This is a genomic window from Salegentibacter sp. 24 (genome assembly GCF_004362395.1).
GTDB lineage: Bacteria > Bacteroidota > Bacteroidia > Flavobacteriales > Flavobacteriaceae > Salegentibacter.
The window spans coordinates 21,372-39,816 of record NZ_SNWE01000029.1; the positions used below are offsets into that span (position 1 = coordinate 21,372).

12 protein-coding genes are annotated in these 18,445 nt (G+C 36.7%); 7 read left to right on the forward strand and 5 right to left on the reverse strand.

All coding sequences use genetic code 11. The annotated features are described in order from the left end of the window. Positions 1-849: 849 nt before the first annotated feature. From DET49_RS16430 to DET49_RS16455, 6 genes are read left to right on the forward strand one after another with little or no spacing between them, the layout of a single operon-like run. A complete protein-coding gene (locus DET49_RS16430; protein WP_133549681.1) occupies positions 850-3,471 on the forward strand; it encodes a type I restriction-modification system subunit M in 2,622 nt (873 codons plus the stop codon). Next, complete coding sequence (locus tag DET49_RS16435; RefSeq protein WP_133549683.1) at positions 3,461-4,774, forward strand: restriction endonuclease subunit S; 1,314 nt, start codon at positions 3,461-3,463, stop codon at positions 4,772-4,774. The genes DET49_RS16430 and DET49_RS16435 overlap by 11 nt, the downstream gene beginning before the upstream one ends. A 10-nt stretch (positions 4,775-4,784) precedes the next feature. Next, positions 4,785-6,488, forward strand: a complete 1,704-nt coding sequence (locus DET49_RS16440; RefSeq protein ID WP_133549685.1) for a DUF262 domain-containing protein — start codon at positions 4,785-4,787, stop codon at positions 6,486-6,488. Between the two features lie 10 nt (positions 6,489-6,498). Continuing rightward, positions 6,499-9,744: a type I restriction endonuclease subunit R gene (locus DET49_RS16445; protein ID WP_133549687.1), complete on the forward strand. Its 3,246-nt coding sequence runs from the start codon at positions 6,499-6,501 to the stop codon at positions 9,742-9,744. Beyond that, on the forward strand, positions 9,737-10,420 hold the full coding sequence (locus DET49_RS16450) for a M48 family metallopeptidase (RefSeq protein WP_133549689.1): 684 nt from the start codon (positions 9,737-9,739) through the stop codon (positions 10,418-10,420). The genes DET49_RS16445 and DET49_RS16450 overlap by 8 nt, the downstream gene beginning before the upstream one ends. A 60-nt stretch (positions 10,421-10,480) precedes the next feature. Further along, entirely contained in the window at positions 10,481-13,057 is a 2,577-nt protein-coding gene (locus tag DET49_RS16455) for a DEAD/DEAH box helicase (RefSeq protein WP_133549691.1), read from the forward strand. Positions 13,058-13,060: 3 nt separating this feature from the next. Here the strand turns inward: DET49_RS16455 and DET49_RS16460 are convergent, their stop codons facing one another. The 3 genes from DET49_RS16460 to DET49_RS16470 form a co-directional block, all read right to left on the reverse strand. Beyond that, the gene (locus tag DET49_RS16460; RefSeq protein WP_133549693.1) at positions 13,061-13,741 is read right to left on the reverse strand and encodes a hypothetical protein; all 681 of its coding nucleotides are present in this window, start codon (positions 13,739-13,741) and stop codon (positions 13,061-13,063) included. A 112-nt stretch (positions 13,742-13,853) separates the two neighbouring features. Beyond that, positions 13,854-14,879 (reverse strand): MobB family relaxase, encoded by a 1,026-nt coding sequence (gene mobB, locus DET49_RS16465; protein WP_133549695.1) that lies wholly within the window; start codon positions 14,877-14,879, stop codon positions 13,854-13,856. Further along, complete coding sequence (locus tag DET49_RS16470; protein WP_133549697.1) at positions 14,879-15,403, reverse strand: BfmA/BtgA family mobilization protein; 525 nt, start codon at positions 15,401-15,403, stop codon at positions 14,879-14,881. The genes mobB and DET49_RS16470 overlap by 1 nt, the downstream gene beginning before the upstream one ends. An 881-nt stretch (positions 15,404-16,284) precedes the next feature. Here DET49_RS16470 and DET49_RS16475 point away from each other — a divergent pair. After that, entirely contained in the window at positions 16,285-16,503 is a 219-nt protein-coding gene (locus tag DET49_RS16475; RefSeq protein WP_133549699.1) for a hypothetical protein, read from the forward strand. Between the two features lie 41 nt (positions 16,504-16,544). Here the strand turns inward: DET49_RS16475 and DET49_RS16480 are convergent, their stop codons facing one another. Both DET49_RS16480 and DET49_RS18850 read right to left on the reverse strand, forming a co-directional pair. Then, positions 16,545-17,642, reverse strand: coding sequence for an AAA family ATPase (locus tag DET49_RS16480; RefSeq protein WP_133549701.1), 1,098 nt, complete (start codon positions 17,640-17,642; stop codon positions 16,545-16,547). Between the two features lie 577 nt (positions 17,643-18,219). Continuing rightward, entirely contained in the window at positions 18,220-18,345 is a 126-nt protein-coding gene (locus tag DET49_RS18850; RefSeq protein WP_262708000.1) for a hypothetical protein, read from the reverse strand. Between the last annotated feature and the right edge of the window lie 100 nt (positions 18,346-18,445).

Below are 18,445 nucleotides of genomic sequence, written 5' to 3' on the forward strand. Positions count from 1 at the left end.
CTTAGGTCCAAAACTAATGTTGTTTTATCTGATCCTTTTGAAAGGGTGTGGGATTTATTTGTTTTTAGCTATTATACTTAAATCAGTTTTACAGATATCAATGATCTAATCAAAGACAATGCTAGGAATGGTCTGGATGGTCAGAAATGGATTTTCGCTTTACGACACAAGACTAATGGAGAAGTTAAGATTCCTTTAATTGATAAAGACTTAGAATACTCGAAAAGTATTACGAACATCCAATGACTTGAATACCCGAAGTCTTTGCCTGTTATAACCGTTTTTAAGGTTATTCCTTAATTGAGGAAGTTGCTGGACATACGAAAATAGCAACAACCCAAATATACGTACGAGTTCTTAAGGATAAATTAAGTTAAAATATGTTTGAACTAAGTAGGAAACTTAGGAATTAGAAGCATAATATTTAATTAGAGATTACATAGAATCTAATAATTGATATTTGGCCAATTCTGTTCTTAAGGCTTTTCAGCATTGAAAATCGGGATAATGAATGTGGTGATGTTCTTAAAATCCCTTGGACAGATATGGTTAAAATAGACAGTTCACGGTTGAGTATTTAAATTCCTGTTAATCATTCGATTTTCAGTTATTTTTTATAAGGCTCGATCGGATTAAAAATTTAGCTAATTGCGAGAGATAGAGGAATCTTTCTATTGATAATTCAATAAAGTAATATCGACTATAGCCTTTCCTTTACATTCCTTTAACTATTGTCTGATTTTTCCTAAATTGTACCACGCTTAACCTACCCTACATTCGTTAAGCACTAATCTGGCGCCTTATTTTAGGTAAAGGATTGATAACTAATAATATCACCCAGAAAGAATAATGACCATTACCAATACCCAAAAACTTACCCTACATAAACTCGAATCATTGCTTCTTAGTGCCTGTGATGAACTTCGCGGGAAAATGGATGCTTCAGAATATAAAGAGTTTGTTTTCGGAATGTTATTCCTGAAAAGAGCCAATGATAAATTTGTAGAGCAGCGGAATACTCTGCGCAAAGAATACGAGACCAAAGGAATGCGGGAAGACCTTATTCAAAAACAACTCGTTAATCCAGCACGATATGATTATTTCGTCCCGCCCATCGCTCGGTGGACGCTTAAAGACGACGAGAAGCAAACTCTTCAAAACGAGGAAGATGAAGATAAGCGAGATTTTAAAGGAATTCTACATATTAAAAAGAATGTAGGATCAGGCTTAAATAAAGCCCTGGCAGCTATCGAAGATGCCAAACCTGAAGTCCTGGAAGATGTGCTGAAAAGTATTAATTACAATCGCAAGGTTGGAAAAAAAACTATCGAAGATTCCAAATGGATAAGTTTTATAACAAAATTTGATAAAATCCCACTTAAAGATGAGGACTTTGAATTTCCCGATCTTTTGGGTGCGGCCTATGAATTCCTGATCAAATATTTTGCTGATAGTGCCGGGAAAAAAGGTGGGGAATTTTACACGCCGTCAGAGGTTGTTGCTTTGCTTACCAGAATCATAGCTCCCAAAGAAGGAATGAGCATCTACGATCCCACGGTAGGATCGGGTGGGATGCTTATTCAGGCAAAGGATTTTGTATTGGAAAACGGTGGAAATCCTCGGGACCTGTCTCTTTATGGACAGGAAGACAGTGGTACCACCTGGGCGATCTGTAAGATGAATATGATCCTGCATGGCGTGCGCAATGCCGACATCAGAAATGAAGATACCTTAAAAAGTCCAGAGCATAAGGCGAAGGATGGTAGTTTAATGACCTTCGACCGTGTAATTGCTAATCCGCCTTTCTCACAAAATTACTCTAAAAAAGAAATGAAGTTCCCCGAGCGCTTCCATACTTTTATGCCCGAAGGGGGAAAAAAGGCCGACTTTATGTTCGTGCAGCACATGCTTAGTGTGTTGAAGAACGACGGTAAAATGGCGGTGGTAATGCCGCACGGAGTGTTGTTTAGAAGTGGCGATGAAAAGGAATGCCGAGCTGAGTTTATATGTCGCGGAATCCTGGAAGCGGTAATTGGTATGCCATCAGGCTTATTCTACGGTACCGGGATCCCGGCTTGTGTGCTGGTTTTCGATAAAAAGGAAGCTAAAGACCGAAAAGAGATTCTCTTTATTAATGCCGATAGGGAATACAAAGAGGGCAAGAACCAGAACAAGCTACGACCTGAAGATATTGAGAAGATCACCAATACTTATTTCAGTAAAACTGATATTGAAAAATATAGCCGACTCGTAAAAGTTAGCGAAATACAAGAAGAAGATTATAATCTTAACATTCGCCGCTATGTTGATAATTCTCCCGACGCTGAGCCTCAAAATGTAAAAGCGCATCTAAATGGTGGGATACCTGCAGAAGAGGTGGCGCACCTGGAACCCTTATCTGAAGCTTTTTTTGGGGTGAATGATGAAATCTTCAAAAAGCGTGATGAAGATTTATTTGATTTTGCTGAAGAAATTTTAGGCAAAGAAGTGATTAAGGAGTATGTGGAACAAAGCCCGAAAATTGAACACCTTTATGAAACTTATCGAGATAAGATAAATACCTGGTGGGAAGAGCGCGGAGAAGATTTTGAAACCTTGCCTAACTCCGGGAATGCCGCTTTGCTTCGTAAAAAGGTAATGCCTGCTATCATTGAAGAACTTAATGATTTAAAAGCTTTGGATGAGCACGAGATTCGTGGAGCTTTTGCAGGCTTTTGGGATGACCTGAAACCTGACTTCAAATCTGTGGCTGCCAGTGGTTGGGGCCCGGAACTTATCCCTGAAATGGATATTCTACAAAGCCAGTTCCCTGAAGTGCTGGAACAAATGGATGCCGATCGCAATCGAATTGCTGAACTGGAAAACCTTTTTGATGCTGCCGAAGCTGAAGATTATGAAGATGAAGACGAAACCGGAGTCCTCACTAAAGAAAATGTAAAGGAGCTGAAGGCCCGTTTAAAAGAAGTTAACGCCAACCTGAAAACTTTTAAGAAACAGCAAAAGGAATATAAAGCCGCCTTAAAGGTTTTGGAAGAGGCTAATGGAGATATATCCGAAATAAATGAGCTAAAGGAGAAAATTGGGGAGCTAAGCAATAAAAAGATCCCTGCAACCGAAAGCAAGAAACTACAAATAGATGCCCACCTGAAAAAGCACAATGCTTTAAGCAAGGATCTGAAAGATCTAAAAGCAAACCTAAAAGCTGCCGAAGCTAAAAAAGATACCCTGGTAGATGCCGCCCGTGAAAAAATTACTGAGCCCGAAGCTAAAGCCCTTATCCTGGATCGCTGGCTGGAGCTGCTGCAAACCCGCTACAAAGCCTACGTAAAAGCCTTTGTTAATGAATACATCTCGGCAGTGCAAAACTTGCAGGTGAAATATAGTATTACCCTAAAAGATATTTTACAAGAGCGCGATACCGAAGCCGAACAACTGAATAAGTTTTTAAAAGAGTTAGGGTATGAAAAATAAATGGATATCAAATAGACTTGAGGATATCACATACAAGGTTTTGGACTTTAGAGGAAAAACACCCTTAAAACTTGGAATGGATTGGGGAGGCGGTGAAATTAGAGCTTTATCAGCCAACAATGTTGAAATGGGCAAAGTAAACTTTGAAAAGGAGTGTTATTTCGGAAGTGATAAATTATATAAAAAGTGGATGAATAAAGGTGATTGTGAAGAAGGTGATGTCCTTTTAACGATGGAAGCACCGTTAGGAAATGTTGCTCAAGTTCCAGATAATAAAAAGTATATTCTAAGTCAAAGAACTATATTACTGAAGTTCAAAAAAGATGAAATAGACAAAAAGTTTATTTTTCACTTATTCTCTGGTGAATGCTTCCAAAAACACCTACAGCAAAATTCAACAGGTTCCACCGTATTAGGAATCCAACAAAAGAAATTAGCAAAAATTAAACTAAGCTATCCTAAAGATTTAGGTCTTCAACACAAAATCGCCAAAATCCTCAACACCGTCGATGCGGTGATTGAAAAGACCGAGGCGGCCATTGCCAAATACAGGGCTATCAAGCAGGGAATGATGCAGAACCTCTTTACCCGCGGCATAAACCTGCAAACCGGCCAACTGCGCCCTGCTTATAAAGACGCGCCCCACCTCTATAAAGAAACCGAACTAGGATGGATTCCGAAGCAGTGGAATCTTGGTAAATTAAGTGATTCTGCAGCAGGTAAACATTATTCATTTACAGGAGGTCCATTCGGTTCGGATTTACAAACCAAAGATTACACATTAGCTGGTGTCCAAATAATTCAACTTCAAAATATTGGAGATGGTGAATTTATAAATAAGTCTATTGTTTTTACATCTCAACAAAAAGCAAATGATTTAAGATCCTGTAATATTTATCCAGGTGATATTATTATTGCAAAAATGGCTGAACCCGTTGCTAGAGCTTGTATTATTCCTGATTTTACGAACAGATTTTTAATGGCTTCAGATGGAATTCGATTAAGTATTGATGAAAAAAAGTTTAATAATCTCTTTGTTAAAGAATCGATAAATAATAATTATTTCCGAAGTCAGGCAATCGCCAAAAGTACTGGAACGACTAGAGAAAGGATAGGCTTAACTGAATTAAGAAATATAAAATTCAAATATCCTCAATTAGAAGAACAAAACTTAATTGCCGAAAAGATTCAATCGATGGATAAAATTATATTAAAGGAACAAGCTAACCTTGCCAAACACCAAAGCTTAAAAAAGGGCCTGATGCAGGATTTGTTAACCGGGAAAGTGGAGGTTGAAGTTTAATAAAGAAAATATGTCAGATACACTTACTAAAAGTCAGGAAATAGAAGCCAAAAAAGTAAAGATTAATACTCTTTTTAGGGATTATTGGTTTAGAATACCTGAATTTCAAAGATCCTATGTTTGGGGAAAGGAACAAATTGATGAATTGCTTGATGATCTAAATTATGCCAGGACAAATCATCCACAAAAAGAATACTTTTTAGGATCTGTAGTGCTTCAAAAGCATTTAGTACAGGACAAAAAGGTAACTTATGAATGTTGTGATGTTCTTGATGGGCAGCAAAGAATGACTACCCTATTTTTATTAATGGCGGTGCTTAGAGACCTTAGCCAAAATGAAAAGCTTACAACAAATGTTAAGGAGGCGATTTTCCAAGAGGAAGACCCCTTTAGCAACCAACCGGAGCGAATTAGAATAGAATTCTTAATTCGGGATGCAGTTGAAGATTTTGTTGAAGAATTCATTAAAACCGATGGCGCCACTGAAGATATTTCAAGGTTAAAAGAAATTAGACAAAGTTCTAATGTTTCCTTGAGCAATATGGCTAATTCTATGCTCTATTTACGTGAGCAGCTGCAGGAATTAAGTATCCAAGATCTCAACGATTTTGCGGTTTTTCTTTTCAATAAAGTCATAGTGATTTATGTGGCTTCAGAAAGTCTTGAAGACGCTTTTAGATTATTTACTATACTTAATGACAGGGGGATTCCATTATCAAATTCAGATATTCTGAAATCTCTAAATATTGGTGAAGTTGAAAGCGAGAAAAAGCGACAGAGTTTTGCTGTAATGTGGGAGAAGCTTGAAGGAGAATTTGGGCGGGATGAATTCGACAGGTTTTTAGTTCATATTCGTACCATTCTGCTCAAAGAGAAAGCAAGAGAAAATCTCTTAAAAGAATATGAGAAAATATACAAAGCAGGAAAACTCCAAAAGGGAGAAGATACTTTAAAGACCATTAAGCAGTACCGCGATTCATACGCCAAACTTATTTGGTTTGATGATGATATCCCACAGGAGGATTTCCAAATAAGAAACCTAGTTACCATAATGAAAAAAGGATTGGCCTCAGACTGGATTCCGGTGTACCTGGCTTATTTTAATAAGTTTGGTTATGACTTTTTATTTGAATTTCTTCAACGCCTGGAATCAAAATTCAGTGCTGATTGGATACTGCAGGAAACACCTACAAAAAGACTTAGTAATACATATAGTATAATTAAGGGAATTGAAAAAGCAAATTCCCCTGCAGGTATAATAGCGAATGATGAAGTTTTTGAATATAATCGAGAAGAACTCCAAAGGAGAATTTCAGAAGATATTTACGGAAAGAATTTCGCGCGTTATATTCTTTTAAAACTTGAGTATGTTTTACTCCAGTCAAATCAGCAATTTGCCGATTTCAATAAAATAAGCGTAGAACACGTATTACCGCAAAATCCTAAAGCAAATAGTTTTTGGAGAAGTCAGTTTAACGAAGAAGAACTTGAAAACTGGACTCATAAAATTTCCAATTTGGTTCTACTAAGTAGGATAAAAAATTCGCAATTAAACAATAAAGACTTTGAAGCTAAGAAGGAAAGATATTTCCAGTCTTCGATAAATGTTTTTCCGAATATCAATTCCGTAATGCAGTATCAAAGCTGGAATGTAGATATACTTAGGTTAAGACAAGATTCTATTGTAAATAAACTAATGACAGATTTTAAATAATAATTAAACTATGTCTGAATACCACTTCGTAGAAAAACCCTTTTTAGAACAGCTCAGTAAGCTTGGTTGGAAATCTATTGATCAGGGCTTTGGGATTCCAACCAATCCTGCTAAAAGTCATAGGGCTTCCTTTCGGGAGGTGGTATTAAAGCAGGTTTTTCTTCAAAGTATTAAAAGGATAAACCTAAGCAAAGGGCTGGAATGGCTCACCGAGACCCAGCTGGAAGATCTCTTTCAGGAATTGACAGATCACCCCACCAAAAACCTGCTGGAAGTAAACAAAACGGTCTTTGAACTTTTGCTTAATGGTACTTCAGTAGACGAGAACGAACTTACCGGAGAGGAATTTCCGAAAGTGCAATTCCTGGATTTTAAAAATCCGAGGAATAATTCATTTATTGCTATCAACCAGTTTCGCATCGATACACCCGGAACTCCAAAGGGTTTTATAATGCCCGATATTGTGTTGTTTGTGAACGGGTTGCCTATGGTTGTAGTGGAATGCAAAGATCAGAACAACTTTACGGCAAATCCTTTATCTGCGGCATACAAACAACTAAGGCGCTACAGCAATCAAAGGGAAAGTACCCACCGCGCCGGCTTAAAGGAAGGGGAAGAACGCCTTTTTCATTTCAACCATTTCAATATTGCTACCTACGGTGAAGATGCCACCTATGGCACGTTGACAGCCACAGATCAATATTACCTGAACTGGAAAGATATTATTCCGGAGGAATTACGAGATTACGAGCCGCCCCTGGGAAAAGAGCGCCCACAGGAAAAACTTATCCAGGGAATGCTTTCCCCGGAAAACCTGTTAGACCTTTTCCAAAATTTCACTCTCTTTATGGAGATTGGTGAAAATAAGGAGATCAAGATCCTGGCTCGTTATCAGCAATTCAGGGCAGTACAAAAAATAAAAGACAAATTACTAACCGGAGAAACACCTGAAGAGCGTTCCGGGGTAATCTGGCATACCCAGGGCTCGGGGAAGTCCCTCACTATGGTTTTCCTTATCAAAAAAATACGCAGCGTCCAGGCTATCAGCGATTATAAAGTGGTTATCGTAAACGACCGAAATGACCTGGAGGAACAATTGGGTAAAACGGCAAATTATACCGGTGAAAAAGTAGATTACGTGACCCGAATCGGCGATCTCAAACCTAAACTTTCTACTGAAGCTTCCAACATCACAATGGTAATGTTACAAAAGTTTCAGGAAAAGGAAAGTAAAGCTCCGGCTTATATTTTGGACCAGGTTGCCGAAGACATACCTCAATACAAAAATTTTGGAGTAGTAAATAAATCAGATCGCGTGCTTATCCTTCAGGATGAAAGTCACCGAACGGTAAATTCAGATTTAGGAGATAATCTCTTTGCCGCCTTTCCAAATTCAACAAAAATTGCCTTTACTGGGACCCCGCTAATTACCGACAGGCATAAAACCAAAACCATTCAACGTTTTGGGGATTATATAGATAAATACAAGCTACAGGATGCCGTAGATGATGGTGCAACTGTACAAATTCTATATGAAGGTAAGACAGCCGACACCGCACTTAATGAGAAATCTGAATTCGATAGGAAATTTGAAAATCTCTTTAAAGATCGTTCCGAAGAAGAATTACTGGCCATTAAAAAGAAATACGGAACTTATGGCGATATCCTGGAGGCTGATGAGCGCATTAAGATCATAGCCGAGGATATGCTGAGGCATTATGTTAGAAACATCCTCCCTGATGACTTTAAAGCCCAGGTGGTTTGTTCTTCCAAGATTGCTGCGGTACGTTACAAAAAGCACCTTGACCTGGCTCTGGAGAAAGTGATTAAAGAAAAGGAGTTGGACGATACTTATGAACCCGAATTACTTCGGAAACTGAAATTCTTAAAATCGGCCGTAATCGTTTCCAGTGATGATACCAATGAAGAAGCAGAGATCACTATGGCGAGAAAAGAAGCCAAAGCGAAGAATGCGGTTACTAACTTCAAAAAGAAATTCAATTACGAAGAACCCAACACCGGAATCGCCTTCCTGGTCGTTTGTGATATGTTGCTAACAGGTTTCGATGCCCCAATCGAGCAGATTATGTACCTGGATAAAAAATTGAAAGAGCATAGCCTTCTTCAAGCCATTGCCCGGGTGAATAGAGTCCACGCCGGAAAAAGCCGTGGCTATATAGTAGATTATATCGGACTTACTGAAAATCTAAAAGATGCCCTTTCAATTTATGGAGGCGATGAAGCCGATGAGGTATTGCAGGGTTTTAAAGATGTTGCTACAGAAGTTCCTATTCTGGAGAGCCGGTACCGAAGGGTATTGCAACTCTTCAGTGATAATAAATTACCTCTAATCGCGGATTTCGTCAATCAGCGTATAAAAGATAAAAAAGCCGAATATAAAGTCCTGGAAGCAGCTATAGAATTGATGGAAGATATTAAGCTAAGAGCAAATTTCACCACATTCTACAAGGCTTTTCAGGAAAGTATGAATGTTGTGCTCCCTAATGAAGCAGCCAACAGATTTAAGATTCCAATGAAACGCTTTGCCTATTTGCTGAGTAAGGTAAAAGAACGCTATAAAGATGATACGTTGGATATTTCAGGGCAGGGCAATAAAGTAAAGCAACTCGTTAATGAGCACCTTATTAGCCTCGGAATCAATCCTAAAGTACCGCCTACCGAATTGTTTTCCGCTAAGTTTTTAAAAGAACTTGAAAAGAACAAGTCCCCAAAGGCAAAAGCCAGTGAAATGGAGCACGCCATGCGAAAGCATATAAAGATCAATGCCCAGGATGATCCTGTATATTATAAAACAATGAGCGAAAAGATCGATACCATAATGCAGAATCATTGGGAAGACTGGGATGCCATTTTAGAAAATCTCAAAGAAGCTCGGGAGGAAATGGAAGCCGGACGTAAAGAAGGTTCTATAAAAGGTATTAGCATAGACGAAGCTCCTTTTTATGATCTTATAGTTGATATCGCTTATGGCAAAGAGGCCTCGAAAGAAATAAAACTCCAACTAAAACCTATAATCAAAGAGGCTTTGCCATTGATTAAAAAGGAAATCAAGATTTCTCATTTTTGGCAAAAAGAAGATGAAATAGAAAGCCTAAAAGGAAAGCTACAGGATATTTTTTACCTGACTGCCGGAGAATTGTATTTAGACCCGGTGATAGATAAAACCGAAAAGATTGTTTCAGAAATAATGGCATTGGCCAAAAAACGTCATCAGCTACTTGTAAAAGATGCCTAACTACAAAGACATAGAATATACCTTAAAGCGCAGCAGAAGGAAGACTTCCAGCATTTATGTGGAGCGTGATGGCAGGATTTCCGTGCTGGTTCCACAGCAATTAAGCGAAAAGGAAATTGAGGCGATGATAGAACAAAAACGCTATCAGATCTATTCCCATTTGGCGCAATGGGAAGATGCAAACACTAAACGGGTTTATCGTGAATTTGTAAATGGGGAAGGCTTCTATTATCTCGGAAGAAATTATAAACTCGAGATTGTTACCGAACAGGAAGTACCTCTTAAACTGAAGAATGGCTGTTTCAGACTTCGAAAGAAGAACCTTCCCAAAGCAAAAGAAGCTTTTGTGGAATTCTATAAAGAAAAGGGTAGGAAAAGAATTTTGGAGCGGGTAGAACATTTTCGGAAGCTCCTCGATGTAAATCCAAATGAGATAAAAATTATGGAATTACAAAACCGTTGGGGATCCTGGACTCCCAAAGGCAATGTAAATTTCCATTGGAAAACAATGATGGCACCGTTAACTATCATAGATTATATAATAGCCCACGAACTAACCCATTTAATCCACCCAAACCATTCAGAGGCCTTCTGGAATGAACTTGACAAACTAATGCCGGATTACCTACAGAGGAAAGCCTGGCTGAAGCTTAATGGAGCGGGGATGGATTTATAGATAAAACTAGATTAAGAGAGGAGAAAAGCTTACTTATCAATTGAATTAAAAAGAAGTTACATGGCATTTAAATCAGTTAAAAAAACAGAAAAGGGTTATTCAGATATTGAATCTTTATTCCGCGATTTACCCACCAAAGGAATAGAATCTCTTTATTCTCATCAGGCGGATATAATAAGGTATTATCAAGAGAAGTCAATGGAAAAGACTAATGTTGCTATTGAGTTACCTACAGGAAGTGGAAAAACCCTTGTTGGTTTATTAATTGGAGAATTTAGAAGAAGAAAATTAGGTGAGAAAGTACTTTATCTATGTCCAACTAGGCAGCTTGTAAATCAGGTTGTTGAAATATCCAATAATAATTATGGGATCAACACAATTGCTTTTACGGGATCTCATAGGAATTATGAAGACAGTGATAAGTTTAAATATAAAAATGGAGATGCTATAGCTGTCTCAACCTATTCATCTTTATTTAATACAAATCCATGGTTTGAAGAACCGGATCTGATAATTCTTGATGATGCCCATACTTCTGAAAATTATATAGCATCCTGTTGGTCCCTTTCAATCTCCCGTTATGAGGAAAAAGATACATATAGGGCAGTAATTGATGTTCTAAAAGATTCAATTCCATATTCAGTTTATAACCGAATGATAGAAGATGATATAGATGGGTTAGATAAAAAAATAATCGAAAAATATCCTGGGCAAAAACTATTTGAACTTAAGGAGGTATTATTTGATGTATTATCAGAATACCTAAATGATCACCGGGATTTGAAGTATAGTTGGTCTATGGTTAAAAATAATTTGGAAGCATGTCAGCTTTATTATTCATGGAACGAAATTTTAATTCGACCGTTGGTGCCGCCATCTTTAGACAATTATCAATTTCAATATGCAAAGCAACGGATTCTAATGTCAGCAACCTTAGGTCAAGGGGGAGACTTAGAAAGAATAACAGGAATAAAGAAATTTAATAAAATACCTATACCAAAAGGTTGGGACAAGCAAGGTATTGGACGAAGATTTTTTATATTTCCTAGTTTGTCTCTCAGTCAGGAAAATACGGGTGTATTATGCAGTGAGTTATTAGAGAGCACCAAGCGATCCGTTATTTTGGTGTCTAGCGATAATGAAATAGATGATTTTAGATCCGAAATAAAGAAAAATCATTCTGAGATGGAATTTTTCACAGCAAAGGATATCGAAGTATCGAAAAATGATTTTGTGAATTCAGAAAATGCTGCAATGGTTTTAGCAAACCGCTTTGATGGGATAGATTTTGCAGGAGATCAATGCCGACTTCTTTTTTTAATGAGCATTCCATACGCTTCTAACCTTCAGGAGAAATTTCTTCAATCTAGAATGAATGCATCTGTTATTTTTTATGATAGAAATAGAACGAGATTAATACAAGCAATTGGACGTTGTACTAGATCGCCGAAAGATTACTCCGCAATCTGTGTAGTTGGAGACAGAGATCTTTCCGAATGGCTTCTTTTAAAAGATAAAAATAAATACCTACATCCAGAATTACAGGCTGAATTAGAATTTGGAATAACGAATAGTGAAAACGTGGATGTTGAGGGTTTTGTAGATAATTTTAAGGAATTTTTAAATCAAACGTCCGATTGGCAAGTTGCGGATAAAGAGATAATTGAATTACGTAATTCAAAAAATCAGGAAGTTTTTCCTGGCGCAGATCAATTATCGGTTACAGCTGCTTTAGAAGTGAAATTCCAATATGCTCTTTGGAATAAAAAATATGAAGAGGCTTTTGACGTGGTAACCGATATAATATCAAAGTTAGCAGGTGGGCCGGAATTAAAAGGGTATCGTGCTTTTTGGAACTATCAGGCCGGAGTGATATCTAGCATTCTTTTTAAGGAATTAGGGAAAGAAATATTCAAAAATAATTCAGATGAGTATTTTGATAAACTCGATAAAATTTGTCCATCAGCAACATGGTGTAGAACGATTGGAGAATCAATTTCAGACTCCAGCTCTAATAACTCTAATCTGATTTGGAACATAGAGCGACTTCAGAATTATTTGAGTGAAAATAATATTACAAACAGGAAAAAGTACTATAATTATCTAAGGTCAATAGAAAACTTTATAGACAATAATGATCTCGAGAATCTTAATTTGAATATAGGGCGTCTATTAGGGTTTGAAAGTGAAAATCCTACTGGTAACGCAACACCCGATCCTTACTGGAGATCTGATAATAATTATGTCATAGTTTTTGAGGATAAATATTATGATTCAGAGGATGGCGAAATAGGTGTTACGGATATTAGACAAGCTGCTTCCCACCACATATGGATCGAAAAAAATTTGAAAAGTATAAATCCGGATGTTGAAATTAAGACAGTTGTTATAAGTAATAGGGTGAAGGTAAGTAAGGAAGGCTTAGACATAGGTGGGGATTTGCTTTATTGGAATTATTTAGATTTTGTGAGTTTTAGTCGCAGTATTATTTCTTTGGCAAGAGATTACCAAAAATTTTATAGTGGTGAAAATGATGCCTATTGGAAAGAATATTTTATTGATGAATTTTCAAGGGAAAATTTGTTGCCAAAAGAGATTCTAAATAATCTAAAAACTCTTAAAGAAAAGAACCTTTGATTTTCACAAAGGTTCCCCATAGTTTTTGTTCTTACTAGTATGCAAGTTGTCCCGGTTACGGGACGGTGAATTAGACTTTGAATCTTTTTTTATTTCATCAGCTTTCAGCATCCAATTCCGGGCACAAGCCTGCCAGTTTGTGATCGGATTTTTACCATTTAATTTCCAGCCTATGGATTCATAAAAATTATAGAATTTTTTAGCCTCCAGAACACTTCTTTTTTCTTCTCTGAAAAACTCAATAACCTCTTGTTCATTTTCTGGACAAGTGTTTGTAAAAGAGTTTATTATATGTTTACTCTTATGTTTATTATAAAATACCAATTTTTGGACAGGTACCTGTTCAGAAACTGGATAAGTCCTGTCCATTTTTTGATCAGGGTGTGTATCAAATCTGGACATCTCCAAGAGTGATCCCATTTGGGGACTAGTGGAGGGATGGTATTGAAGATATTTCCAGTTTGTTAGGTCCCGAAGTAATTTGTGGTAAGTCGTTCTGGAACGTATTTTGGCTAGTGCCATCACCTGTTTACTGTTAAGCACAATCGTCTTGGGAAAACGCTTTTTGTTCCATAATTCAAAAAATGCCAGGTATAAACTGCGGTGTGAAGACGAGATCTTGTCATCATCAGAAAATTTTCGCAATACCCCGTTAAGGTGGCTAATGTAATTGACTTCGCTCATGTCCGTAAGTTTTCAGGTTCATATATTGCTTTTGCTTCTTCATATCCTTTGGGAAAATTCAATTCCAGATCTTGCTCGGAAAAAAGAATATTTGATAGCATAACAGGTAATTTTAATAACCAATGGAACTTGATTTAATTCCGGTTTCGATTATCCTTTTTAGTTGTTTATAGGCGAACCCAACTTTACTCGTAGGCAGGTTTAAGACGGGCAACTGTAAGCCCGCTTGTCGGATCATTTTAAAAGCAATTTTTTTTTCATTGACCCCCAGGTTTTTTAAGCCTAAGAAATATTGTTTTGGATCCTTGGCCAGCATCTTTTTGGCAGCATAGCTTTCCACATAATTCCGGTTGTATTGGAACATCTTGTCAAAGGCTTTTTCCGAATTCTGAAAGAAACGGTCCCGCTCAAAACCCCGCTTAACTATTTTACCATGCATCTCCACTTCTGAAGCTTTATATTTACTACCAGGCGAAAGGCTGTAGGTATTTGAAGCATCTTTTCGGCTTACAATGATGTGGATATGGCTTTGCAACCCTTCTTTCTTCATTCCTTGTTCTATCACCTTTCCCTGGATTTTATAAGGCGCATCTCTTACTAGCTTTTGAATGGCCTTTTCAATTCGCCGGGTGTTTCTGGAAATTTCCCCACGTTCCACTTTGCGAAGTTCATTTTTCAGATGGGCGATCTGCCTGCTATAAGGTTTATTTTCATTTACCGCTACATCGTTACTTTTATAAGTTCGCTCGTATTCAATTTTGGCGTAATATTTTAGGTCATCAACATTGATAGGCCTTCCATTAATCTCCCGGTTGAAGGAGCCGGCATATTCTTTCATCGCTTCACGGACAAACTCCCTTAGTTTTTCAGGATTATTACGAATGTGTTTTAATTCGTACTGGCTCGGGCTCATAGTGATCGAGTAATATTTAGGCTCTTTGGTTTTTAATTTTGCGGTATTGCCATCGATTTCTTTAATCACTTCATAAGGCTGTATATTATCGTCATACTGATTAAAAAAATACTCCTTTTCCAAAGGGCTTTTACCTTCATTTTCTTTTTCCAGGTAGCTCACAAAATCCCCTGCACTTTTGGAAAAAGCGGCACCGGTTTTCTGAGGAGAGATGCTGATATACATTAGTTCTTTTGTTTGATGGCTATTTTATAATGTTCAAATTCTGACCGGGGGATATTGAGTTTTAGATAATCCGGGCCAAAAGCATTACTCTTTATTTCCACATTTTGAATAAGGTACTCCAGATCTCTTTTGTTAGTTTTCAATAACTCCTGAAGCCTGGAGATTTCCAATTCCAATTGTCCTAGACTTTTTTTATCAGTAACAAGAAGCTTTTCTTTTTTGGTCACTTGAAGTTTTGGAACCGATCGTCCTTCCATCATTAACTCCAGCATTAACAAGCTCGGTTTAGTCTGGGTCTTCTCAATATTTTTAAGGATGGCAATCACCGCATCGATCCTTTTTTTAATCAGTTGTTCCAGGCTCACTTTTGAGGGCACTAAAGTTTCAAAAGGAGAGAGGTTATTTTGTTCAAAAAAGTCCAGCATCAAGTCTAAAGATTCGGACTGGTCACTATCGTTCTTCTTAGAAAACTCCCGAAATCTTTTTGCCGTACTTGCTTTTATTTGTAACCTGGATTTTGCCATAATGGATACTATTTCAATAATTAGTGGCTACCCCAATCCTTATTTTACAGGCCTTTCCAGCGGGGTATATCCACTAGGGTGGATATTTTTTAAAATTTAAATTTTATAAACCCCTATAAACATAGGGTTTTGCCAAAAAAGAAATCGAATAACACCGCTCTGCGTGTTACCCTCTTGCTCTTCGATTTCGTCCCGCAAGCGGGACAAAATTTTCATACAAGTTGGTTTGCACCAATTGCTTTTTTTAAAATGGAATAAAAAATCCTATTCCTTTTTGATTACATTTTAATATTTAGCGAAAGTTAAAATGATAGAATTCCTATAATGATATTTACCAGTAAATCAGTACTTTAAGATAGTATTTCTAAGGATTCAATAAAAGTGAATTTTTCATTTAATCTGGTGACAATTGGTCTTATTTGATATAAAAACCTCGAATTTTTCCAAATCAAGATTTTTGAGAACGCAGATTTTTGATTTTAGAGTGGAATAAGCCTTCAAAAAATTCCACTATTAATTTTATGAAAATCATATCCAGTATTGGAGAACTTAACTTCGTCATTGAATTAATTTTTGGATGACTTACTTATTATATCCAGAGCATTTTACTTGTTGTTTTTAACCTCCAACTCGATCTAAGCTTTCTAAGGTCTGGAGTTGAGGTTACTATTTGCTTGTGGATTTACACCTATTAATCCGCCGGCACATTAACCTGACTTGATGCTTTTGCTTTACAAAATTGTCGTATAAGAAGAGTAGGGAAAGTCGGATCGGCTTGCAACAGTCCTGATAAGAATGTTTTTTTAAGTTTAAGAAAGGGGGAGAGATGTGCGAATAAAGTTTACATAACTATCAGTAACGGCTACTGTAATCTTTGGAAGATGAACAATGACTTCCAGGTAAGTCCAGCGGACTTCATCGAAAAATTTCGAGTGGAGTGGAACGATCCGATTTTTCATCGGGTTAGTGGAATGGAAGTCGCAATTTCTTCGATGGTGTCCAAGACCTTTAAGAGAAGCGCTTTTCCCCGGAATGAAGCTTTTGCGAAATGTAGTGGGAATGGGCTGAACGATTATTACAATAGTTCCTCTAAATGGTAAAGTTATTTACAGTGCGGGTAATTTATTAAAAGGAACCTCTCTTAATTTCTCATAAAACCCATAGATTTCTGAGATCCTGAGGAATTGTTAGGCGGGGTGTAGTTGAAGATTTCGGCCAAAGTCATCGGACCTGGATTATTTACTTCTATACCTTGTTTAAGAAGAAGCCGGGAAGTCTTTTCCTCAGGCAACTCTTTAAATTCATAGGAAAGTTTTAGCCGACCTTTTCGGATTAATGCCGAATCTATATTTTTCAGTTCTGTATTGAACGTTGCGATGATCTGAATTCCCAGGCTTTCACCCAAGATTCCATCTGTTAAATTTAAAATCATCGAAAGGTTAGAATTTCTTTCATGTTTTCTAGAGACCACCAAACCCTCTGCGTCTTCTATAACTATAATACAATTTTTATTATCCAGCAAAAGTCTTGTTATTTCAACGCTATCAAGATTTCCAGCCATTTTTGGTGATATAAATATTGTCTTTTTTATAATTGATTTTATCAGGTAACGGAGATATGTACTTTTTCCTGTACCTGGTTTTCCGTAGAATAGAAAAAGTCCACTTTCATTTTTCTTTTTAAGTTGATTTTCCACCTCCTGATGAACAGGCAAGAAGTCATCACAATAATTTTCCTGAAAATTAATTAGGGGTTTCTTAAATTTTATTTTTCTCGTTCTAAGATATCCGCTGCCTTCTGAAACTATAACGGCAATTTCTGGTTTCTTTTTTTTCTCCTTATGGCAGCCTAAAATTATTTTTCTTAATTCAGTAACTAGTTCTTCTTCGAACCCTGAATATAATAAGTTAATATCTCCATATTCCATATGAATTACTATGTTATCCCGAAGAATAAGATAGTGGTATTTTAGCGTTTCCTTTCCACTTTTTGAATAAGACTTCTCAAAAATATCCTTAAGAATTCTATCTGAATATTTCTTTTTGAAAAGTTCAAGGAAAATATCTGGATTTACGTTTTCAAACTCTAGCCTTTTAGGAATGTCCTGGAAATAATAAAAAAATATTTTGTCTGGTCTAACACCTTTAGCAACGGGATGAAAAATATCAGGAATTTGGGCTTCTAATTTTTTACTACCCACATTTTCTGAAACGCTTTTATAGGATGTAGAATTTTTCATATGAATTTGGTTTTACGGCCATGCGGATTATTAAAATTAGTGGTAGCCTAACTATCCTGATTTCATCAATTAAAATCCAATTTTCAAACTGAAAATGAGATGAATAAAAGGTAAATAAAAATTTATAATTTATGGAATTCAGGTAGATTATAAGAACTTTCCCGCATATCAGGTTTTAATATTCTTTTCTGGATGCAACCGCAAGAATTTTCCAGGGATAGTCAATTTGGCATTGCTATCCATAATTTTTTCTACCTATATGCCTAGGTTAATCTTAAAACTGTAAAAGAAATTAGAATAAGTGCCAGTTCCCTTAATATTGTATATGCTAAGAGCATATTCCAGTGAGTATGATTTCAACTCCATCTTATCGGTATACAGGAATCTTTAAAATTTAATTCACTAAGTTCAATGCCAGTTTTCTCGCCCATGAACTTTATTTTATTCATCAGTTCGTAATAATTCCAGTTCCTTTTTTGTCTTTAAATTTAGGCTAACTGTTGTATATGCTCCGTGCATTTAGTGAGTGTTTTAAAGACCTCACCTGGCGGGTGTACAAGCACCCTCATCATTGAATTTAATCCACAATAAGTTCAATACCGGCTTTCCTGGACTTGTATTTTATTTTGGTCATCAGTTCATAATAATTCCAGTTTTTTTCGATCTTTAAATTAAGGCTAATTGTTGTATATGCTTCGTGCATTCAGTTGATCTTGCTACATTTGTTGGGACACTAAGTTAAGGGTAATAATTAAAAAACCTTAACTTTATAAAACGATGAAAGAAAACAGAAAGAACTACAG